Here is a 20,673-nt window from a genome sequence, read left to right on the forward strand (position 1 = left end):
TCTCTCGTTATCGGCAGCCGCGCCCGCCCCCCGCACGCACCGGCGGGCGGGGGGGCGGCTGCGCCTCAGTAGGTGAAGCGGCTGACGTTGGTGCGCAGGTCCGCGGCCATCCGGGACAGCTCGTCCACCGCGGTGCGGGTCTGGGTGAGCGCCTGGGTGGTGGACTCGGCGGCAGCCGAGACGCCGGTGATGTTGCCGGCGATCTCGGTGGAGCCCGTGGCGGCCTCCTGGACCGAGCGGCTCATCTCGTTGGTCGTGGCGGTCTGCTCCTCGACGGCGCTGGCGATGGTGGTCTGCCGGTCGGAGATCTGCGCGACGATGCTCGAGATCTCCTCGATCGCGTTCACCGCCGCGGTGGTGTCGCCCTGGATGGCCAGGACCCGGCGGGCGATGTCCTCGGTCGCCTTCGCCGTCTCCTGCGCCAGCTCCTTCACCTCGTTGGCGACGACGGCGAAGCCCTTGCCGGCCTCCCCCGCCCGGGCGGCCTCGATCGTGGCGTTCAGTGCCAGCAGGTTCGTCTGCTCGGCGATGCTCGTGATGACCTTGACGACGTTGCCGATCTCCGCGGAGCTCTCACCGAGCTTCGCGACCGTGGCGGTCGTGGTGGCGGCGGCGGTGACGGCCTTGGCCGCGACCTCGCTGGCCTCCGCGGCGTTGGTGGCGATCTCCCGGATCGACGCGCCCATCTCCTCGGCGCCCGCGGCGACCGTGGCCACGTTGCGGGAGACCTCCTCCGCGGCGCTGGACACGACACCCGACTGGGCCGAGGTCTCCTCCGCCGAGGCCGAGATCTGAGCCGAGGACGCCGACAGCTCCTCCGACGACGCCGCCACCGCATCGGCCGAACCGACGACGGACGCCATCAGGTCACGCAGGCCGGCGACTGCCGTGTCCAGTGCTGCGCCCATGCGGCCCAGCTCGTCCTTCGTGGTCAGGCCGCTGCTCTTGGTCAGGTCGCCGGCGGCCAGGGCCTCGGCGACCTCCTGGACCCTGCCGACGCCGCGGGCCATGCCGCGAGCGACGACGAGACCGATGCCCAGCGCCAGGGAGATCCCGACCAGCAGGACGACGATGGACAGCGTCCGCTGCGTCTCGTAGTCGGCCTGCGCATTCTTGGCGGCCTGGGCTGCGGCGTCGGCCTCGCTCGCACTCAGCTCGCGTACCGCCGTCTCGGTCGCGGAACCGAACTCGGAGACCCGCTCCTTGTTGGTCGAGTACCAACCGGCGTAGTCGTTCGCCATGGCCAGGGGAATCAGCTCGGTCCGGACGGCGGTCGCGTACGTGTCGAAGCTGGTGGTGGCCTCCTCGAGGACGGCACGCTGCTCGTCGTCGGGATCGGCGGCGAGATAGTCCTCGGCAGCGGCCTGGAAGGCCGCCTCCACCTCGGCGAGCTCCGCGACGACCTCCTCGGTCAGCTCCGGGGTCGGGGCGAGGATGGCGTTCCGCGAGGCAAGCCGCGCGGCGGCAACCCCGTCCACCATCGACTCAGCGGCCTGGATCCCCTTGATGTTGCCCTCGTACAGCGCCGTGGTCGCATCGGCGGTGGTGCCGAGCGCGGAGATGCCCATGACACCGACACCGAGGGCGACGGCGGCGGTGACGCCGACGGCGGCGAGGGTCTTGGTCCGGACGCCGCGGTCACCCCACCAGGCGGTGGATGCGGCCGGTACGGCCGGGGCCTCGGCCGAGCCGGCGGACGTGGAGTGGGACATGACGGTGCTCCTCGATTGTGCCGCGACGCGCGACTGGGAATGGCTGCTCCTGCCACGGGTCCTCGATGACCGGCGGCGCATCCGGGGATGCGCCTCGACGGTTCGAGGGGCGCTGCCGGACATGCAGAAGATTAGGGGCCGAAACCTTGCGCCGGGCGATTTCCACGAGCCCCCGAGCACCTTTTTGCGCCGGCCGGCAAGACCGGTCGATGACCTTTCTCGAATGTCGATCTGGCGACTCGACACGGTCATTGCGTCGACGACGAGCTGAGAGCGAATGACCTGCTGACGACGTTGCGGGACTGCGCGGCCGCACCGGAACGGCTGGCCGGACGCCAATGCTGGGGTGATTCCATCGAGGCCGCCGGCCCGGCTGTCGACACGACGTGCGGCGTGTCCGGCGTGTCGTGGATCGCCCGCGCAGCCCGCGACTCGGTCATCGCTCCGGCCACCGGATCGGGGGCTGCCTCGTCCGGACCGTCGGGGACGGCACGATGATCCTGACGACCGAAGCACGGAGGGGGTGGCGAACCGGGTCTCCGGCTCGCCACCCCCTCCGGGTGTCCTTCGTGGACGTCAGTAGGTGAACCTCCCGACGGTGGTGCGCAGGTCGGACGCCATCCGGGACAGCTCGTCCACCGCGGTCCGCGTCTGGCCGAGCGCCTGCGTCGTGGCGTCCGCCGCCGTCGACACACCGGTGATGTTCGTGGCGATCTCCGTCGTGCCCGAGGCGGCCTCCTGCACCGACCGGGACATCTCGTTGGTGGTCGCCGTCTGCTCCTCGACGGCGCTGGCGATGGTGGTCTGCCGGTCGGAGATCTGCGCCACGATGCTCGAGATCTCCTCGATCGCGGTGACCGCCGCGGTGGTGTCGCCCTGGATGGCCAGCACCCGGCGGGCGATGTCCTCGGTCGCCTTCGCCGTCTCCTGCGCCAGCTCCTTGACCTCGTTGGCGACGACGGCGAAGCCCTTGCCGGCCTCACCGGCCCGCGCGGCCTCGATGGTGGCGTTCAGGGCCAGCAGGTTCGTCTGCTCCGCGATGGAAGTGATCACCTTCACGACGTTGCCGATCTCCGCCGAGGACTCCCCCAGCTTGGCGACCGTGGCCGTCGTGGTGGCGGCCGCGGTGACGGCCTTGGCTGCGACCTCGCTCGCCTCCGCCGCGTTCGAGGCGATCTCCCGGATCGACGCACCCATCTGCTCCGCACCGGCGGCGACGGTCTGCACGTTGCGCGAGACCTCCTCCGCGGCACCGGCCACGACGCCGGACTGCGCCGAGGTCTCCCCCGCCGACGCCGAGATCTGCGCCGACGACGCCGACAGCTCCTCCGACGACGCCGCCACCGCGTCCGCCGAGGCGGCGATCTCGCCGACCGTCGTCGCCATCGTGCCTGCGGCGCTGTTCAGCGCAGCCGCCATCTGGCCGAGCTCGTCCCGGCCCCGCACGGGGAGGCGCACGGACAGGTCGCCGTCGGCCACCCGCTCGAGTCCGCCCTTGACCTCCTTGACCCCGCGGACGATGCCGCGGGAGACGACCAGGGCGACGGCGAGACCCAGTGCCAGGCTCAGCGCGGTGACCAGGCCGGCGATCAGCGCGGTGGTGTCGTCGGCGTCCTGCGCCTGCCCGCGCAACGAGGCCGCCCGGGCGTCCACGGACGTCACGAGCTCGGTCATCGCCTGGTCCAGCACGTAGAAGACGTCCCACTTCTCGCCGGTGGACATGGCGTCGCCCTCGTCGAGGCGGCCCGCGGCCCACAGGGCGAAGATCTGGTCGTTGAAGTCGCTCATGGCGCGCCAGTTGGTCTCGATCGCGGCCAGGCTCTCGCGGCCCTGCTCGTCGAGAAGGGTCTGGTCGATCGCGAAGAGCCGCTCGAAGCCCTCGGCGCCGTCGGTGTAGAACGCGACGTTGTCGCCGTCGGCCGCCGCCGCGGTGGCACCGCCGTCGACGCGGGAGCGCCAGGCGGTGATGTTCTGCCAGTTCGCCGCCCAGAGCAGGTCGTAACGGGCCGTCTCGACCTGCTGCTGCACGCGCACCGCGGCATCCGCCTGGGCCTGCAGGTCGCTGGCCCGGTTGCCGTTGACCACGCCGGAGACCAGCGAGGCGATCAGCCCGAGCAGGAGGACGCCGGTCAGCCCGAGGATCCGGGTGCGGATGGACAGGTCCCGATACCAGTGGGATCGGTTTTCGGTGGGGTTGGTGGACTTCACGGTGGTGCTTCTCCTCGGGATCTTCGTTCCTGCGCGACCGGGGCTTCGGTGGCAGTGGTGCCGTGCGGTGTGGTCGCCTGCGCAATGGCGTCGGCCCCTCGGGGCTCTGGAGTCACAGACGTCGCAGGAAGAAGTTAAGCGCTGAGGGATCGCAGTACCGCGCCATTCTGCGCGTGTTCCAACAGCGCCCAGGAATAGCTCGGGCACCGCTTTCCGGGTGTCGACAAAGCGCCCGGGCACCCTTGTCCGGCACAGCCGGGAATGCGACGAGGGTGGCAACCGGAATTCCGGTCGCCACCCTCGTCGGGAGGAGCTGGGGAGGTCAGTAGGTGAACCTCCCGACGGTGGTGCGCAGGTCGGACGCCATCCGGGACAGCTCGTCCACGGCGGTGCGGGTCTGCCCGAGCGCCTGCGTGGTGGAGTCCGCGGCCGCGGAGACCCCGGTGATGTTCGTGGCGATCTCGGTGGTGCCCGAGGCCGCCTCCTGGACCGAGCGGGACATCTCGTTCGTCGTGGCGGTCTGCTCCTCCACCGCGGAGGCGATGGTGGTCTGCCGGTCGGAGATCTGCGCGACGATCGTGGAGATCTCCTCGATCGCGTTCACCGCGGCGGTGGTGTCGCCCTGGATGGCCAGGACCCGGCGGGCGATGTCCTCGGTCGCCTTCGCCGTCTCCTGCGCCAGCTCCTTCACCTCGTTGGCGACGACGGCGAAGCCCTTGCCGGCCTCGCCGGCCCGGGCGGCCTCGATGGTGGCGTTCAGCGCGAGCAGGTTGGTCTGCTCGGCGATGCTCGTGATCACCTTGACGACGTTGCCGATCTCGGCCGAGGACGCCCCCAGCTTGGCGACCGTGGCCGTCGTGGTCTCCGCGGCGACGACGGCCTTGGCCGCCACCTCGCTGGCCTCCGCGGCGTTCGACGCGATCTCGCGGATGGACGCGCCCATCTGCTCCGCACCGGCGGCGACGGTCTGCACGTTGCGGCTGACCTCCTCCGCGGCGGAGGCGACGACACCGGACTGCGCCGAGGTCTCACCGGCCGACGCCGAGATCTGCTGGGACGAGGCCGACAGCTCCTCGGACGACGCGGCGACCGCGTCGGCCGAGCCGACGACCGACGAGAGGACGTCGCGCAGGTTCTGCTGCGCCGACTCGAGGGCGGCTGCCATCTGACCGAGCTCGTCCTTCGACGTGACGCCGCTGCTGACGGTGAGGTCGCCGGCCGCCATGGCCTCCGCGGAGCGCTGCACCGAGCGCACCGTGCGAGTGATGCGCCGGACGACGACGACGGTCAGGGCGACGGCCACGGCGACCGCACCCGTGGAGGTGGCCAGGAGCAGCGTGACGGCCGAATCGGCCTCGTCGGAAGCGGCTGCGTTGCGCGCGGCGGCCTGCGCGGACTGCGCGACACCCTCGGCCTCCATGTCGTCGGCGATGATCTGCAGCAGCGGCTGGAGCTGCTCCGACTGGATCTGGGCGAAGGCCTCGAAGTCGCCGCGGTCGGCCGCCGGGAACAGCTCGGTGGCCACCAGCTCGAGGTACTGCTCCCGGGTCTCCATCATCCGGGTCATCTCCTCCGGCGCCACGATGAACGGCTCGTAGGCGTCGTAGCCGGCCTGGAGGTCGGCGGCCTTCTCCTCCATCTGCCCGACCAGCTCGAGGCGGCGCTCGGGGGAGGACACCGCGTACTCGAGGGTGCGGACGCGGTACGCGGCGTGCGCCCGCTGCACCTCGGCCAGAGCGTTCAACGGCAGGAGGTTCTCGTCGTAGATGGCCTCCTGGCCGGCGCGCATCTCCTGGATGCGGTCGACGGCCAGCCAGTTCGTGCCGAGGACGACGACGGCGAGCAGCGCGACGACGGCGCCGATCCGGACGCCGACCGGCTTGTCTGCGAACCAGCCACCGGGGCCCCTCTTCGGAACGGAGCGAGCAGGGACGGACATGTCGGTACTCCTGGAGGTGAGGGCAGCTGCGTGCGCGCGGTTCGGGTGCTGAATGTGTGAGCGGCGGCGACTCCCAGCCGCTCGGGTGACTCGGAGCAATGATGGGACATTTCGATCGATGGAGTGCCGCAAATGAGTGAGAAATCGGACGTGTCCCGAGAAAGTGCGGCGACCGTCGTTCGCCCGGTGATTTGTCGACAGGCGCCGTCCGCACGGTCGGGAACAGAAAGGAGCGCATGGCCGGAATGGCCATGCGCTCCTTCTGCCGGCGTCAACGCCGGGCGTCGTTTCGCGATCAGTAGGTGAACCTCCCGACCGTCGTGCGCAGGTCGCTAGCCATGCGGGACAGCTCATCGACGGCGGTACGGGTCTGGGTCAGCGCCTGCGTGGTCGAGTCGGCGGCGCCCGAGACACCCGTGATGTTGGTGGCGATCTGGCCGGCGCCGTCGGCGGCTTCCTGCACCGAGCGGGACATCTCGTTCGTGGTCGCGGTCTGCTCCTCCACCGCCGAGGCGATGGTGGTCTGCCGGTCGGAGATCTGGGCGACGATGCTCGAGATCTCCTCGATCGCCGCGACGGCGGCGGTGGTGTCGCCCTGGATGGCCAGCACGCGCTTGGCGATGTCCTCGGTCGCCTTCGCGGTCTCCTGCGCCAGCTCCTTGACCTCGTTGGCCACGACGGCGAAGCCCTTGCCCGCCTCGCCGGCCCGCGCCGCCTCGATGGTGGCGTTCAGCGCCAGCAGGTTGGTCTGCTCGGCGATCGAGGTGATGACCTTGACGACGTTGCCGATCTCGGCCGAGCTCGCACCGAGCTTGGCCACCGTCGCGGTGGTGGTCTCCGCGGCGACGACGGCCTTGGCAGCGACCTCGCTGGCCTCGGCCGCGTTGGACGCGATCTCCCGGATCGACGCACCCATCTCCTCGGCACCCGCGGCGACCGTGGCCACGTTGCGCGAGACCTCCTCCGCGGCACCCGCCACGACACCGGACTGGACGCTGGTCTCCTGAGCCGAGGCCGAGATCTGCTGGGAGGACGCGGACAGCTCCTCCGACGACGCCGCGACCGCATCGGCCGAGCCGGCCATCGCCGACAGGACCTCTCGCAGAGCCGCCTGCGCGGTGTCCAGAGAGGCAGCCATCTGGCCGAGCTCGTCGTTCGAGTTGACGCCGGTCGCGACCGTCAGATCACCGGTGGCCAGTGCATCGAGGGACGCCTTCACGGCGCGGACCGGCCGAGTGATGGACCGGACCGTCACGACACTGAGCCCGGCGACCACGGCGAGGCCGATCGCCAACGCGATGAGCGTGTTCGTCTGCGCGTCACCGATCGCGTCGTTCAGCACGGTCTGCGCCTCGGCGTTGGCCGCCGCGAGGGCGTCCTTCGCCGCGCCGACGGCGCCGTCGGTCAGGTCGTTGGCGGCCTGGATCTCCTCCCACCGGACCTGCATCGCCTCCTGATCGGCGACCGCGCCGTCCACGAAGGCGGTGATGGCATCGGTGTAGGCACCGTAGCTCTCCTGCAGGTCAGCGACCGCGGCGGCCGACGGCGGGCTGTCCGCCAGGTGGATGGTGTCGAGCTCGGCGAGCAGCTCCTGCGGGGTGGCGATGTCGTCGGCCAGTTCGGCGAGCTGGTCGCTCGGGTTCTCGCGGACGAGCGCCTTGAAGCCGTCGACCTTCAGCTCACTGGCCCGGGTGTCGAGCTGGAGGACCACCTTCTCCGCGTGGTTCAGGTGGGCGAGCTCCTCGTCGGCCACGAGCACGGCCGCGTTGCCGGTGAGGACCGAGACGAGCACGCCACCGAAGGCGAAGATGACGACGCCGACGAGGATGCCGAACTTCACGGCGAGGGAGCGATTGGCGAACCAGCCGGCACGCTTCGGGCCGGCCTGGGGGAGGGGAGGGGTACTCACGAGAAACCGTCCAGAAGGGGAGTGAATGGTGCCGGCACCGGGGCTGGGTGACACGGTGATTGTTGTGATTCCAACACTTCCCGACGGCCTTGAGACCCTATGGTCAGAGCAATCGTTATGCATGGCCGTGGTCGCCGGTCCGGCACTGAGATTTGTCGACAGCCCCGTCCGGGTCACCGATTCCGAATGCGTGGATGCGTGAGCGAATACGCTGGTCGCCGTCCAGGCCGGGCGGATTGTCGACATTCCGCGGACGCTCGCCGGAGGGCGGACGTGCGGTCATTCCGGCGGCGGCGCCGACACGCCGGATGCGGCGGGTCGTCAGGCCAGCAGATCGGCCAGCCGGTTCAGCACGGCAACTGCCGCGACAGTATCCGATACCCGGTGCCGGGCCTCGGTGGGCCCCTCCCCGATCTTGACGGTGACGTCGTGGTCCCCGGCGAGGGCACGGAAGCCGTCCTCGTCGGTGACGTCGTCCCCGAGGTAGACCGAAGCGGCGACGCCGAGCTCGTCGGCCAGCCGCCGGAGGGCGCCCCCCTTGTCGGCGTCGGTGACCGCGATCTCGAGGACGTCCTTGCCCGGCTTCAACGTCAGTGACGAATCCACCGTCGCACGTGCTTCGTCCAGCAGGAGAGCGGCCGCGGCGCGGTCCTCGACCGGGCGGACGTGCACGGCGACGCTCGCCGGCTTGACCTCGAGCCAGGCACCGTCGACGGTCGCCACGAGGGGCTCCAGTTGCTCGGCCAGCCGGTCGCGCCGGTCGGCGAGCTCGCCCGTCAGCGGGCCGTCGAACTCGGCCCCGTGACTGCCCACCCACCGGAAGTCGCCGGACCAGCCGCTCGTCGCCTGGAGGTCCGCCACGCCCCGCCCGCTGACGAGGGTGACGATGACGCCGTCCACCCGGGACAGCCGTGCGAGCGCCTCGCCGGCACCCGCCTCGGGGACGGCCGCCGCCGGGTCGTCGCGCAGCGGGGCGAGCACCCCGTCGTAGTCGCTGGCCACGAGCAGCGGCCGCCGCTCCGCGAGGTCCACCAGCGCCGCGTCCAGGGCCGGTGGCAGCGCGACCGGTCCGGTGCTCATCCCTGCGCTCCCGGCTGTCCCCGTCGCGCGCTCCGTTCCGCGTCGCGGTCGGCCTTCCGGTCCGCACCCCCGCCGTGCGCGCCACTGCGCAGCGCGTCGATGAACGAGGTGGCCCAGTGGTCCAGGTCGTTGCGGAAGAGGTGCCGGCGCATCGCCCGCATCCGCTTCGCCGCCTCCGCGGGCTCCACCCGAAGGGCACGGACCAGCTGGCTCTTCACCCCCGCGACGTCGTGCGGATTGACCATGAACGCCTGCTTGAGCTCGGCGGCCGCCCCGGCGAACTCCGACAGGACGAGGGCTCCGCCCAGGTCACCGCGCGCGGCCACGTACTCCTTGGCCACCAGGTTCATGCCGTCCCGGTACGGCGTCACCAGCATCACGTCGGCGGCCCGGTACAGCGCGGCCAGCTCCTCGCGCGGCATCGACTGGTTGAAGTAGTGCACCGCCGGGCCGGCCATCGACCCGAAGACCCCGTTGATGTGGCCGACCTTCTGCTCGATGGTCTCCCGCATGTGCACGTAGTGCTCGACCCGCTCGCGGCTCGGCGTCGCGACCTGCACCAGGACCGTGTCCGGGGCCTCCACCACGCCGTCCTCGAGCAGCTCCTCGAACGCGGCCAGCCGCACCCCGATGCCCTTGGTGTAGTCCAGCCGGTCGACGCCGAGGATGATCTTCTTCGGGTTGCCCAGCTCCTTGCGGATCTGCTCGGCCCGGGCCAGCACCTCCGGCGAGCGCGCCAGCTCGTCGAACGAGGCGACGTCGATGGAGATGGGGAAGGCCCGGGCGACGACCGTCCGCCCGTCGTACTCGACCGTCGGCCCGCGGGCCGGCAGGTCGTGCAGCCTCCGGGCGAGCTGGACGAAGTTCGACGCCGCGGCCGGCCGCTGGAAGCCGACCAGGTCGGCGCCGAGCAGACCCTCGACGATCGCCGAGCGCCAGGGGAGCTGGGTGAACAGCTCGTACGGCGGGAACGGGATGTGCAGGAAGAACCCGATCGTCAGGTCGGGGCGGCTCTGGCGGAGCAGCGCGGGGACCAGTTGCAGCTGGTAGTCGTGCACCCACACGATGGCGTTCTCGGCGGCGACGGCCGCGGCCCGCTCGGCGAACCGCTTGTTGACCTGGACGTAGGTGTCCCACCAGGTCCGGTGGTACTCCGGCTTCTCGACGACGTCGTGGTAGAGCGGCCACAGCGAGGCGTTCGACATGCCCTCGTAGTAGCGGTCCACCTCCTCCTCGGAGAGCGGGACCGGGACCAGCGACATCCCCCCGGACTCGAACGGCTCCGGGCCGTCGCCGGCGGAGCCCGACCAGCCGACCCACGCGCCACCCTGACCGGCGACGAACGGCTCCAGCGCGGTCACCAGGCCGCCCGGGCTGCGCTGCCAGCGCGTTCCGCCGTCGGGGTCGGTCACCTGGTCGACCGGGAGGCGGTTGGCCACGACGACCACGGGGCTGTCCGCCCCGGTCTGCGTGCTCGATGTCTCCCCCATACCGCCCCCGACCCTACTGAGGTGCCGGGGCCGATGCTCACGGAAGGGCCCGTCCGATGCTCCGGACGGGCCCTCCCATGCGCGTCTGCCCAGGTCAGACGCGGAACTGCCTCGTCACGTCCTGGAGCCGGCTGGACACGTCCGCCAGCTGGACGGCGGCCTGCTGCGACTCCGCCACGGACTCGCTCGTCGAGCGGGCGGCGGCGGCCACCCCGGCGATGGTGGTGGCGATGTTCCCGGACCCGGTGGACGCCTCGGTCACGTTGCGGTCCATCTCCGCCGTCGTCGCCGTCTGCTCCTCCACCGCGGAGGCGATGGTCGTCTGGTAGTCGTTGATCCGGCCGATGACGCTCGAGACCTCCTCGATGGCGCTGACGGCGTTCGCGGTGTCGGCCTGGATGGCCTCGACCCGCCGCGCGATGTCCTCGGTCGCCCGCGCGGTCTCCTGCGCCAGCTCCTTGACCTCGTTGGCCACGACCGCGAAGCCCTTGCCGACCTCGCCCGCCCGGGCCGCCTCGATCGTGGCGTTCAGAGCCAGCAGGTTCGTCTGCTCGGCGATGCTGGAGATCACCTTCACCACGTCGCCGATCTCCCGGGACGAGGCGCCGAGCCGGCTCACGGTGACGTTCGTCGTCTCCGCCGCCGCGACCGCGCGGTTGGCCACCTGAGCGGCCTCGCTGGCGCTCTGCGCGATCTCGCGGATGGAGACCCCCATCTCCTCCGAGCCGGCGGCGACCGTCTGCACGCTGCGCGAGACCTCCTCGGCAGCGGCGGCGACGACGTTGGCCTGCGCCGAGGACTCCTGCGCGTTCCCCGCGATGCGGTACGAGGCCTCTCCGACGCGGTCACTGGTGGCGGCGAGCTCGGCGGCGCTGCGGGACACCGCGGCCATCGCCTCACCCATGCGCGCCAGCGCCTTGTTGGCGTACTGCCCCATCTCGCCGAGGCCGTCCTTCGCGGCGACGTCGAGCCGCTGGCTGAGGTCGCCGTCGGCGACGGCCGCGAAGACCGTGACGGCGTCGGCCATGGGGGCGGTGATGCTGCGGGCGATGCGCCATGCCACGACCAGGGCGATCGCGGCGGCCAGGCCGCACAGGACGACCATGACCACCAGGAAGCCGTCGGCGATCTCCCGGGCCTCGGCGCCCTCGGCCTGGTTCTTGGCCTCCTCGAGGTCGATGAGCACGTTGATCGAGGCGAGCCAGTCGGAGAACAGCGGCGCCACCTCCGTCATCAGCAGGTTGATCGCGGCGGCGTCCTGCCCGGCCTCGCGCAGGGCGATCACGTCGTCGACGAGCGGAAGCGTCTGCGCCTCGATGCTCTGGATGGCCTCGTAGGCCGCCACCTCGTCCTGGCTGACCAGGCTGTCGTCGGCGAAGAACGTGTCCAGCTGCTCCGCGGACGCGGCATAGTCCCCGGCCAGCCGCTCGATGTCCGCGACGTGCTTCTCGACGTCGGCCGGGCCCCACGCCAGGACGACGTCCCGGAGGCTGATGGCGCGGTCGTGGACGCTGCCGCGGAAGTTGATCGCGTAGCGCTGCTTCACGCTGTTGAGCTCGTTGATGACGCTGAGCCGGTCACTGACCTGGGCTACCCTGCTCACCCCCAGGGCGGTGACGACCACCATGCCCAGCACGACGAGGAGGAAGCCGGCAACCAGGCGGTGGCCGACGCTGAGGCGGTGCAGTCCCACGGGGGAGCTCCTGACACGGACGATGGCCCCCGGGCCACGTCGGCCGGGGGTCTCCCCTCTACATCGGCCGTCGCCATCGGATCGGGAACGCCCGGTGGTGCACAACTAAAGGGCCCCGGCCCCCAGGTAGGCCGCCGCCGCGGCGGCCAGGCCGAGCACCAGCGTCGCCGCGAGGTAACCCACGGCCCGGCCGAGCGCCCGCTCCTCGACGAGACGGACGACGTCGGCCCCGAGGGTCGAGAACGTGGTGAGCGTGCCGCAGAAGCCGGTGCCGACGAGCGCCACGACCCACCCCGGTGCTCCGCTCACACCCAGGACCGCGCCGAGCAGTGCAGCGCCCACGACGTTGACGACGAGGGTGCCCACTGCGGGGTCCCGCCCGCTCCGCGCCGCCGTCCGGATCACCAGCAGCCGGAGCGGGGCGCCGGCCAGCGCGCCGGCCACCACGAGCAGCGGCGTCACGCGCGTCGGCCCAGGGCACCGTGGGCGGCGAGTGTTCCCGCTGCCACAGCCGCCACGCCACCGACGACCGAGACGACGACGTAGGCACCGGCGGCGACCACCGCTCCCGTCTCGGCCAGACGGACGACCTCCACGGCGAACGCCGAGTACGTCGTGTACCCGCCGAGCACACCGACGGCGAGGAACGGCCGCGGCCACGACGCCTCGGGGGCGCGAGCCGCGAGGACGGCGAGGAGGACGCCCAGCAGCAGGCAGCCGGTGAGGTTGACCAGCAGGGTCGCCCACGGCCAGCCGGCGGGGGAGGAGGGCAGGGCTCCGGCGACCGCCCAGCGGGCCAGCGCTCCCAGCGCGCCGCCGAGCGCCGCCAGCACGTAGGCCATCTCCTGCTCGACCCTCCGGTCTCTGTGCGGCCCGCGTCCGGCAGCATGCCCGGGGAAGGGTCGCACGCGGGCGGTCCAGGGCAGGGGAGGAGCCGCCATGGGACCGCTGGAGGGCGTGCGCGTCGTCGAATTCGCCGGGCTGGGACCGGGACCGTTCTGCGGCATGCTGCTCGCCGACCTCGGCGCCGACGTCGTCCGCATCGACCGGCGGGGAGACCGTGGCGGGCTCATGGGCACACTGGGCGCGACGTCGCTGCTGGACCGGGGCAAGCGCTCGATCGCCCTCGATCTCAAGGACCCGGCCGACCTCGACGTCGTCCGGGCGCTGGTCGCGCGGGCCGACGTCCTCCTCGAGGGCTTCCGGCCCGGGGTGATGGAACGGCTGGGCCTGGGGCCCGACGAGGCGCTGGCAGGCAACCCGGCGCTCGTCTACGGGCGGATGACCGGCTGGGGGCAGACCGGTCCGCTGTCGGCCAGCGCCGGCCACGACATCGGCTACATCGCCCTCACCGGTGCGCTCGGCGCCACCGGCCGCCCGGACGAGCGGCCCGCGCCACCGATGAACCTGCTGGGCGACTTCGGCGGTGGGGGAGTGTTCCTCGCGCTGGGTGCCCTGGCCGCGCTGATCTCGGCCCGCGGCACCGGTCGGGGCCAGGTGGTGGACGCCGCGATCGTCGACGGCACCGCCGTCCTGACGACGATGATCCACGGCATGCTGGACGGCGGTTCCTGGGTGGACCACCGCGGGGTGAACCTGCTGGACACCGGGGCGCCGTTCTACGACGTCTACCGCTGCGCCGACGGGCGGTTCGTCGCCGTCGGCGCGCTCGAGGAGCAGTTCTACGCGGCGCTGGTCCGCGGTCTGGGCCTGGACGGCGAGGCGTTGCCGCCCCGGGAGGACCCGCGGCAGTGGCCGGCGCTGCGGGACCGATTCACGCAAGCGTTCGCCTCGCGGACCCGTGCCGAGTGGTGGGCGGTCTTCGCGGGAACCGACGCCTGCGTCGCGCCGGTGCTGTCCCTGGTGGAGGCGACCGCCGACCCGCACAACGTCGATCGCGGGGTGTTCGTGGAGGTGGACGGCGTCGTGCAGCCCGCCGTCGCCCCCCGGTTCTCGGCCACGCCGGGCTCGGTGGGCCGGGTGCCCGCGGTGGGGGAGCACGACCAGGAGATCCGCGCCGAGCTCGGCCTCTGACCCGCTTTCGGTACCGAAAGCGGGGCTGCGCCCGGCGGCTTTCGGTACCGAAAGCGGGAACTAGCGGCGGCGGGTCTCGGGGAAGAGCAGGTCGACGAACCGCTCGGCGACCGGCTGCGGCTCGTGGTTGGCCAGGCCCGGCCGCTCGTTGGCCTCGATGAAGACGTAGTCGGGGCCGCCGACGTCCGGCACCAGGAAGTCCAGCCCCGTGACGGGGATGCCGAGCTCGGTCGCGGCGCGGACCGACGCCTGGGCGATCTCCGGGTGCAACCGCTCGGTGACGTCCTCGATGGTGCCGCCGGTGTGCAGGTTCGCCGTCCGCCGGACCTGGATCCGCTCGCCGTTCGGCGGGACGTCGTCCATGGTCCAGCCCGCCTCGGCGACCACTTCGGCCGTGATGTCGTCCAGCGGGATGCGGGACTCACCGTCGGTGGCCCGCTCCCGGCGCCGGCTGGTCGCGCGGACCAGCTGCGCCACCGGGCTGCGCCCGTCCCCGACCACCTCGGCGGGACGGCGGACGGCGGCGGCGACCACCTGCCGGTCGATCACGATGACCCGCAGGTCGTCCCCCTCCACGAGCTCCTCGACGAGCACGTCCGGGCAGAACTGCAGGGCATGGTCGACGGCGCGGGCGAGGCCGGCGTCGTCCGTCACGCCGACGGTGATGCCGCGCCCCTGTTCACCGCGGGCCGGCTTGACCACGACCGCGCCGACCTCCCGCATCAGCGCGGCCGCGGCGGCCAGGTCGCCCTCGGCGGCGACCGCCCCGCGGGCCACCCGCACCCCGGCGCGCTCCATGATCCGGCGGGTCACCCGCTTGTCGTCGCACCGGCTCAGCGCCACGGCGGAGGTGAACTCCGACAGCGACTCGAGCGTGAGCACGGACCGGCCGCCGACCGACAGCCGCATCTCGCCCCACTCGGGATCGGTCACCTCGACCCGGATCCCGCGCCGGAGCGCCTCGTCGGCGATGATCCGCGCGTACGGGTTCAGCTGCTCGAGCCCCGGCGGGCGGGCGGCGAACAGCGGGGTGTTGATCGGGTTCTTCCGCTTGACGCAGACGGCGGCGACCCGCGTGAAGCCGAGCTTGCGGTACAGCAGGATCGCGCCGGCGTTGTCGTGCATGACCGAGAGATCCAGGTACGCCCGGCCGCGGCCGACGTAGCGCTCGGCGAGGACGCGGACCAGGGCCTCCCCGGTGCCGGGCGGGGCGTCCTGGGCGTGGACGGCGAGGCACCACAGGCTGGTGCCGCCCTCCGGGTCGCCGAAGGCGAGCTGGTGGTCGACGCCGGTGACGGTGCCGACGATCGTCCCGGTCCGCCGGTCCTCCGCGACCAGGTAGGTGAAGGGCCGGGTCCGATGGTTGGCCCACATGACGCCGGCATCGCCGGTCACCATGCCGTTGACGGCGTAGATCGCGTTGATCCGGTCCATGTCCGCCTGGGACGTCACCGTCCGCACGAACACGCCACGGATGAGTTCGGAGCGTGGCCGGTAGCGGTGCAGGTCGAGGCGGTAGGTGTAGGAGGGGTCGATGAACAGCTCGTCCGGTGCGAGCCCCACCAGCACGTGGGGGTCGCGCGGGTAGATGCAGATGTCCCGCTCGCCGGTCTCCTCCGCGCGCAGCGCGTCGACCAGGTCCCGCAGGTCGGGGAACGTCTGGCCGAAGATCAGCCGCCCCCAGCCCAGGTCCAGGACGACGTCGGTCTGCATCCCCTGGAGCTGATGCTCGGAGGGCTGCTTCCAGGAGCGGCTGGTGATCGCCGGCGCGGAGGCCACCGGCGTGCGCCGGCGATGGCCGGCGACCCGTGGGGTTCCGGACACCGGATCAGACCTCGTGGGTCTGCAGCCAGAGCTCGAGCAGGCCCAGCTGCCAGAGCTTGTTCCCCTTGAGCGGGGTGAGCTCCCCGTTGGGGTCGGCGAGGAGCTCACGCACGTACTCGGGCCGGAACAGCCCCCGCTCGCGGGCGGGCTCGCTCGCCAGCGCGTCCCGGACGAGGTCGAGCACCTTGCCCTCGAGGTGGGTGATCGCCGGCACCGGGAAGTAGCCCTTCGGACGGTCGATCACCTCCGGCGGGATGATCCGCCGGCCGATCGCCTTGAGGACGCCCTTGCCGCCGTCCGCGAGCTTCAGCTCGGGTGGGCACATCGCGGCCAGCTCGACCAGGTCGTGGTCGAGGAACGGCACACGGGCCTCCAGACCCCACGCCATGGACATGTTGTCGACCCGCTTGACCGGGTCGTCGACCAGCATGATCTCGCTGTCCAGGCGCAGCCCGGCGTCCACGGAGGTCTCGGCCCCCGGGCGGGTCATGTGCGCCCGGACGAACGCCAGGCTGGGGTCCTCGTCGAGGGCGTACCGGTCGGCGACGATCCGGCTCATCTGTGCGTGGTCGCGGTCGTGGAACCGCTTCGCGTACTCCGCGATCGCCGCCTCTCGGTCCAGCCCGGCCAGCGGCGGGTACCAGTGGTAGCCCGCGAACACCTCGTCGGCGCCCTGGCCCGACTGCACGACGCGGATGGACTGCGAGACGCGCTCGCTGAGCAGGTCGAAGGCGACGACGTCGTGGCTGACCATCGGCTCGGCCATGGCACCGATCGCGTGCCCGAGGGCACCGGCGAGCTCGTCGGAGCTGACCCGGATGCGGTGGTGGTCGGTGGAGAAGTGCTCGGCGATCACGTCGGAGTAGGCGAACTCGTCGCCCTCCTGCCCGCCGACGGTCTCGAACCCGATCGAGTACGTCGCCAGCCCCGTCTGCCCCTCCTGGGCCAGCAGCCCGACGATCAGGCTCGAGTCCAGGCCGCCGGAGAGCAGGACGCCCACCGGGATGTCGGCGACGAGGCGGCGGCGGACGGCGACCCGCAGGGCCTCCTCGACGGCGTCCTCCCAGTCGCGGGCGGTCCACTTCGCGTGCTCGGGACGGCGCTCGTAGCGCGGCTCCCAGTAGCGGTGCTCGCGGCTCGTGCCGTCGGGCTCGATCACCCGCACCGTCGCCGGGGGCAGCTTGCGGACGCCGCTCAGCAGCGTCCGCGGAGCCGGGACGACGGCGTGCCAGGACATGTAGTGGTGCAGCGCGACCGGGTCGACGGAGGTGTCCACGTCACCCGCCCGCAGCAGCGCGGGCAGCGTCGAGGCGAACCGCAGCCGCCTGGACGTCTCGGACAGGTACAGCGGCTTGATCCCCAGCCGGTCGCGGGCCATGACCACGCGGCCGGTGTCGCGCTCGTGGATCACGAAGGCGAACATCCCGTGCAGGTGGTCCACGACGTCGGTGCCCCAGCGGTGATACCCCTTGAGGATCACTTCGGTGTCGCTGTGCGAGAAGAAGCGGTAGCCGTGGCCCTCCAGCTCGGCCCGCAGCTCCTGGTAGTCGTAGATGCAGCCGTTGAAGACGGCGGTGAGGCCCAGCTCGTTGTCGACCATCGGCTGCGCGCCGCAGGGGGACAGGTCGATGACCGACAGCCGGCGGTGCCCGAAGGCCACCCGGCCCGCGCTCCACGAGCCCTGGCCGTCCGGCCCGCGGGGCACGAGCGCCTCGACCACCCGGGCGACGGCTGTCGTGTCGGCCGTCGTCCCGTCGAATGTGATCTCGCCGCAGAGGCCGCACATGCAGACCGATCTAACCCGCGGGGCGGGGGCCCCGCGATGCGGGGACGGCGCGGCGTGAGCGAGTTCACGCGGTCCTTACACCGCCGTTCCACGTGGAACACGAACCCGCCCAGGTCCAGCGTGTGGGGGTCGCCGGGAAAGGGCAGGGCTGGGAGGTGGACACCCGGACTCTCGGCACGTTGACCGTCTCGGCCCAGGGACTGGGCTGCATGGGGATGAGCGAGTTCTACGGAACCGGCGACCAGGCGGAGGCGGAACGGACCATCCATCGAGCACTGGACCTGGGCGTCACCTTCCTCGACACCGCGGACATGTACGGCCCCTTCACCAACGAGCAGCTGGTCGGCTCGGCGATCGCCGGTCGACGCGACGAGGTCGTCGTCGCGACCAAATTCGGCAACGAGCGCGGCGAGGACGGCTCCTTCCGTGGCATCAACGGCCGGCCCGAGTACGTCCGGACGGCGTGCGACACCTCGCTCCAGCGGCTCGGCGTCGAGGTGATCGACCTCTACTACCAGCATCGGGTGGACACGACGGTGCCGATCGAGGAGACGTGGGGCGCTCTCCGCGAGCTGGTCGAGGCCGGCAAGATCCGCCACGCCGGCATATCCGAGGCCGCGCCGGAGACCATCCGCCGGGCCCACGCGGTCCAGCCGGTGACGGCCGTCCAGACCGAGTACTCGCTGTGGACCCGCGATCCGGAGGACGACGGCGTGCTGGCCACGTGCGCCGAGCTCGGCATCGGCTTCGTCGCCTACTCCCCGATCGGGCGGGGCTTCCTGTCGGGCCGGATCCGCAGCGTCGACGACCTCGCGCCCGACGACTTCCGACGCCGCAGCCCGCGGTTCCAGGGCGAGGCGTTCGAGCGGAACCTTGCGCTGGTCGACCGGGTACGCGAGATCGCCGATCAGAAGGGCGTCACCCCCACGCAGCTCGCGCTGGCCTGGGTGATGGCGCAGAGCGAGCGGGCCGGGAGCCCGGCCGGGGTGGATAGGCCCGCCGTCGTGCCCATCCCCGGCACCAAGCGGGTCTCCTACCTGGAGGAGAACGCGGCGGCGGCCGACGTCGCGCTCGACGACGAGGACCTGCGCCGGCTGGACGAGGCGGCGCCGGCGGGGGCCGCGATGGGAGACCGCTACCCGGACATGTCCTCGGTGCACCGCTGACCCTCCCGTCACGCCCGGCCTGTGCTGCCGGGCAGGATGACGGCGTGCGGGTCCCGGTCGTTCGAGCTGTGTTCCGCGGCGCGAGGCTCCCCGGGTGACGACGATCCTCGTCGCCGCGATCACCGTCGTCGCGCTGCTGCTCGCCCTGCTGGGCGCCGCCACCACCGTGGCCGGACGCCGCATCGGCCTGGTCCACCTGGCCGGCGCCGGCCTGCTCGAGGGCCTGCTGCTGCTCCAGGCCGGGATCGCCGTCGCCGCCCTGGCCGGCGGCACCCGCCCGGCCGACCCGCCGACGTTCCTCAGCTATCTCATCGGCGTGCTGCTCGTCCCGGTCGCCGGCGTCCTGTGGTCCCGCACCGAGCGGACCCGCTGGGCCGGCACCGTGATCGCGGTGGCGGCCCTGGTCGTCGCGGTCATGGTCTGGCGGCTGCTGCAGCTGTGGGAGGCCACCGGTGTCTGAGCACCCAGCGGCGGACCGTGGTGCCCTGCCCGACGGCACGGTCACCGGGCCCGGGCGCGTGCTCGTCGCGCTCTACGGGATCTTCGCGCTGGCGGCCGGTGCGCGCGCCGCGGTGCAGGTGAGCACCCGGTTCGGCGAGGCGCCGCTGGCGTACCTGCTCTCGGCGCTCGCCGCCGTCGTCTACGTGGTCGCCACGGCCGGTCTCGTGCGCGGCGGCCGGTCCGGACGGCGGACGGCGCTGGTCGCGATCACGGTCGAGCTCGTCGGCGTCCTCGTCGTGGGGACACTGTCGCTGGCCGACCCGGGCGCCTTCCCGGACGAGACGGTGTGGTCGGGCTACGGCCGCGGCTACTTCTTCGTCCCGCTCGTGCTGCCCGTCCTGGGGCTCTGGCTGCTCCGCTCCCGCGCCGGCGGGCCCGCGGCCCGGGAGCGGTAGCGGGGAGCGAGCGTGCGGGTCTAGAAGTCCCCGCCCCCGAAATCGCCACCCCCGAAGTCGCCGCCGCCGGAGTCCCAGCCGTTGTCGGCGCCGCCGGCGAAGTCGGCGTTCGGGTCGCCGCCGTAGTCGCCGCCCTGGTCGCCGTAGTCGCCGCCCGACGCCTCCTGGGACATCCCTTCCTCGTCCCCGCCGCCGAACAGCCCGCCGTCACCCGCGCCCGTGTCGAACAGGGCGTCCGCGACCGCGGTGCCGATGACGAGGCCGCCGATGGTGCCCAGCAGGCTGCCGCCGATCATGCTGCCCATCCCGGGCCCGCCGTAGCCGCCCCCGTAGCCGCCGCCGTATCCGCCGCGGCCGTACCCGCCCTGCCCGTACCCGCCCGGTCCATGGCCGCCCGGTCCGTAGCCCGGCCCACCGCCCAGGGCGCGCTCGAGGGTGCCCGGCTGCCGGACCTCCGCCCGCGTCGCGACCCGGGCGAGGGTGGCGGGGTCGTCGGTGCGCGGGCGCTCACCGGCCGGGACGGCGGCGGCCAGCTGCGCGAGGACCTGCTGCCGCTGGTCGGCGTCCAGCTTCGCGAAGGCCTCGGCGTGCGCCTGCTCGATCTGCTCGGGCGGTGCGGTGCGCAGCAGGTACCGGTAGCGCTCGATGGCCTGCTCGTCGGACACCCCGCCCTGGCCGTGCCCCCCGTGACCGCCGCCGTAGCCACCACCGCCGTAGCCGCCGTGGTCGCCCTGCTGTGCCGGCGGCGGGTACTGGTGATGCTGGCGTCGGCCGAAGAGTCGGTCGAGCAGTCCCATGGCGGTTCCTCCACTTGCGACGGCGCGGGCCCCTGACGAGGACGGACACCTCCGGGCCTTCCCCGTACCAACGCGGTCCACACCCGGTCGGTGCCCGACCTGCAGCAGGTCTCGTGCATGGAACCGGTGGCACGCGGTT

At 72.4% G+C, this 20,673-nt stretch carries 17 protein-coding genes; 5 read left to right on the forward strand and 12 right to left on the reverse strand.

All coding sequences use genetic code 11. The features are described 5' to 3' along the window. Positions 1-65: 65 nt before the first annotated feature. Positions 66-1,712, reverse strand: coding sequence for a methyl-accepting chemotaxis protein (locus E4P39_RS18525; protein ID WP_167761962.1), 1,647 nt, complete (start codon positions 1,710-1,712; stop codon positions 66-68). Between E4P39_RS18525 and E4P39_RS22435 the strand changes: the two genes are divergently transcribed. After that, entirely contained in the window at positions 1,711-1,983 is a 273-nt protein-coding gene (locus tag E4P39_RS22435) for a hypothetical protein (protein WP_167761963.1), read from the forward strand. The two genes, E4P39_RS18525 and E4P39_RS22435, sit on opposite strands and share 2 nt — an antisense overlap. A gap of 305 nt (positions 1,984-2,288) precedes the next feature. Here E4P39_RS22435 and E4P39_RS18530 read toward each other — a convergent pair whose 3' ends face one another. The 8 genes from E4P39_RS18530 to crcB form a co-directional block, all read right to left on the reverse strand. Beyond that, a complete protein-coding gene (locus E4P39_RS18530) occupies positions 2,289-3,920 on the reverse strand; it encodes a methyl-accepting chemotaxis protein (protein ID WP_135138065.1) in 1,632 nt (543 codons plus the stop codon). A gap of 322 nt (positions 3,921-4,242) precedes the next feature. Next, the gene (locus E4P39_RS18535; RefSeq protein ID WP_135138066.1) at positions 4,243-5,859 is read right to left on the reverse strand and encodes a methyl-accepting chemotaxis protein; all 1,617 of its coding nucleotides are present in this window, start codon (positions 5,857-5,859) and stop codon (positions 4,243-4,245) included. A 295-nt stretch (positions 5,860-6,154) separates the two neighbouring features. Beyond that, positions 6,155-7,768 carry a methyl-accepting chemotaxis protein gene (locus E4P39_RS18540; protein WP_245159944.1) on the reverse strand — a complete coding sequence of 538 codons (1,614 nt, stop codon included), beginning with the start codon at positions 7,766-7,768 and terminating at the stop codon, positions 6,155-6,157. Positions 7,769-8,089: 321 nt separating this feature from the next. Then, a complete protein-coding gene (gene otsB, locus E4P39_RS18545) occupies positions 8,090-8,848 on the reverse strand; it encodes a trehalose-phosphatase (RefSeq protein WP_135138068.1) in 759 nt (252 codons plus the stop codon). Continuing rightward, positions 8,845-10,338 carry a trehalose-6-phosphate synthase gene (locus E4P39_RS18550; protein ID WP_135138069.1) on the reverse strand — a complete coding sequence of 498 codons (1,494 nt, stop codon included), beginning with the start codon at positions 10,336-10,338 and terminating at the stop codon, positions 8,845-8,847. The genes otsB and E4P39_RS18550 overlap by 4 nt, the downstream gene beginning before the upstream one ends. A gap of 94 nt (positions 10,339-10,432) precedes the next feature. Continuing rightward, positions 10,433-12,031 carry a methyl-accepting chemotaxis protein gene (locus E4P39_RS18555; protein ID WP_245159945.1) on the reverse strand — a complete coding sequence of 533 codons (1,599 nt, stop codon included), beginning with the start codon at positions 12,029-12,031 and terminating at the stop codon, positions 10,433-10,435. 105 nt (positions 12,032-12,136) lie between these two features. Continuing rightward, a complete protein-coding gene (locus tag E4P39_RS18560; protein WP_135138070.1) occupies positions 12,137-12,493 on the reverse strand; it encodes a CrcB family protein in 357 nt (118 codons plus the stop codon). Then, on the reverse strand, positions 12,490-12,873 hold the full coding sequence (gene crcB, locus E4P39_RS18565) for a fluoride efflux transporter CrcB (RefSeq protein ID WP_135138071.1): 384 nt from the start codon (positions 12,871-12,873) through the stop codon (positions 12,490-12,492). The genes E4P39_RS18560 and crcB overlap by 4 nt, the downstream gene beginning before the upstream one ends. A 97-nt stretch (positions 12,874-12,970) precedes the next feature. Here crcB and E4P39_RS18570 point away from each other — a divergent pair, with 97 nt between their 5' ends. Next, positions 12,971-14,065 carry a CaiB/BaiF CoA-transferase family protein gene (locus tag E4P39_RS18570; RefSeq protein ID WP_135138072.1) on the forward strand — a complete coding sequence of 365 codons (1,095 nt, stop codon included), beginning with the start codon at positions 12,971-12,973 and terminating at the stop codon, positions 14,063-14,065. A gap of 60 nt (positions 14,066-14,125) precedes the next feature. Here E4P39_RS18570 and ngg read toward each other — a convergent pair whose 3' ends face one another. Both ngg and E4P39_RS18580 read right to left on the reverse strand, forming a co-directional pair. Then, complete coding sequence (ngg, locus tag E4P39_RS18575; protein WP_209306613.1) at positions 14,126-15,889, reverse strand: N-acetylglutaminylglutamine synthetase; 1,764 nt, start codon at positions 15,887-15,889, stop codon at positions 14,126-14,128. A 4-nt stretch (positions 15,890-15,893) separates the two neighbouring features. Next, positions 15,894-17,675, reverse strand: coding sequence for an N-acetylglutaminylglutamine amidotransferase (locus E4P39_RS18580; RefSeq protein WP_135138073.1), 1,782 nt, complete (start codon positions 17,673-17,675; stop codon positions 15,894-15,896). A gap of 92 nt (positions 17,676-17,767) precedes the next feature. On the opposite strand from E4P39_RS18580, the gene E4P39_RS18585 reads away from it, so the two are divergent. The 3 genes from E4P39_RS18585 to E4P39_RS18595 all read left to right on the forward strand — a co-directional run bounded on the left by E4P39_RS18585 (position 17,768) and on the right by E4P39_RS18595 (position 19,737). Further along, complete coding sequence (locus tag E4P39_RS18585; RefSeq protein ID WP_245159946.1) at positions 17,768-18,841, forward strand: aldo/keto reductase; 1,074 nt, start codon at positions 17,768-17,770, stop codon at positions 18,839-18,841. Between the two features lie 94 nt (positions 18,842-18,935). Beyond that, complete coding sequence (locus tag E4P39_RS18590; RefSeq protein WP_135138074.1) at positions 18,936-19,301, forward strand: hypothetical protein; 366 nt, start codon at positions 18,936-18,938, stop codon at positions 19,299-19,301. After that, a complete protein-coding gene (locus E4P39_RS18595; RefSeq protein ID WP_245159947.1) occupies positions 19,294-19,737 on the forward strand; it encodes a hypothetical protein in 444 nt (147 codons plus the stop codon). Before E4P39_RS18590 ends, E4P39_RS18595 begins: the two co-directional genes overlap by 8 nt. A 20-nt stretch (positions 19,738-19,757) precedes the next feature. Here E4P39_RS18595 and E4P39_RS18600 read toward each other — a convergent pair whose 3' ends face one another. Next, complete coding sequence (locus tag E4P39_RS18600; protein WP_135138075.1) at positions 19,758-20,534, reverse strand: hypothetical protein; 777 nt, start codon at positions 20,532-20,534, stop codon at positions 19,758-19,760. Positions 20,535-20,673: the final 139 nt, after the last annotated feature.

It is taken from the genome of Blastococcus sp. CT_GayMR19 (assembly GCF_004570385.1).
In the GTDB taxonomy this organism is placed as follows: Bacteria; Actinomycetota; Actinomycetes; order Mycobacteriales; family Geodermatophilaceae; genus Blastococcus_B.

Coding starts and splice junctions, on each gene's coding strand:
- E4P39_RS22435 (WP_167761963.1), top strand. CDS start 1,711: ATGACGGTGCTCCTCGATTGTGCCGCGACGCGCGACTGGGAATGGCTG.
- E4P39_RS18525 (WP_167761962.1), bottom strand. CDS start 1,712: ATGTCCCACTCCACGTCCGCCGGCTCGGCCGAGGCCCCGGCCGTACCG.
- E4P39_RS18535 (WP_135138066.1), bottom strand. CDS start 5,859: ATGTCCGTCCCTGCTCGCTCCGTTCCGAAGAGGGGCCCCGGTGGCTGG.
- otsB (WP_135138068.1), bottom strand. CDS start 8,848: ATGAGCACCGGACCGGTCGCGCTGCCACCGGCCCTGGACGCGGCGCTG.
- E4P39_RS18550 (WP_135138069.1), bottom strand. CDS start 10,338: ATGGGGGAGACATCGAGCACGCAGACCGGGGCGGACAGCCCCGTGGTC.
- crcB (WP_135138071.1), bottom strand. CDS start 12,873: ATGGCCTACGTGCTGGCGGCGCTCGGCGGCGCGCTGGGAGCGCTGGCC.
- E4P39_RS18570 (WP_135138072.1), top strand. CDS start 12,971: ATGGGACCGCTGGAGGGCGTGCGCGTCGTCGAATTCGCCGGGCTGGGA.
- E4P39_RS18580 (WP_135138073.1), bottom strand. CDS start 17,675: ATGTGCGGCCTCTGCGGCGAGATCACATTCGACGGGACGACGGCCGAC.
- E4P39_RS18600 (WP_135138075.1), bottom strand. CDS start 20,534: ATGGGACTGCTCGACCGACTCTTCGGCCGACGCCAGCATCACCAGTAC.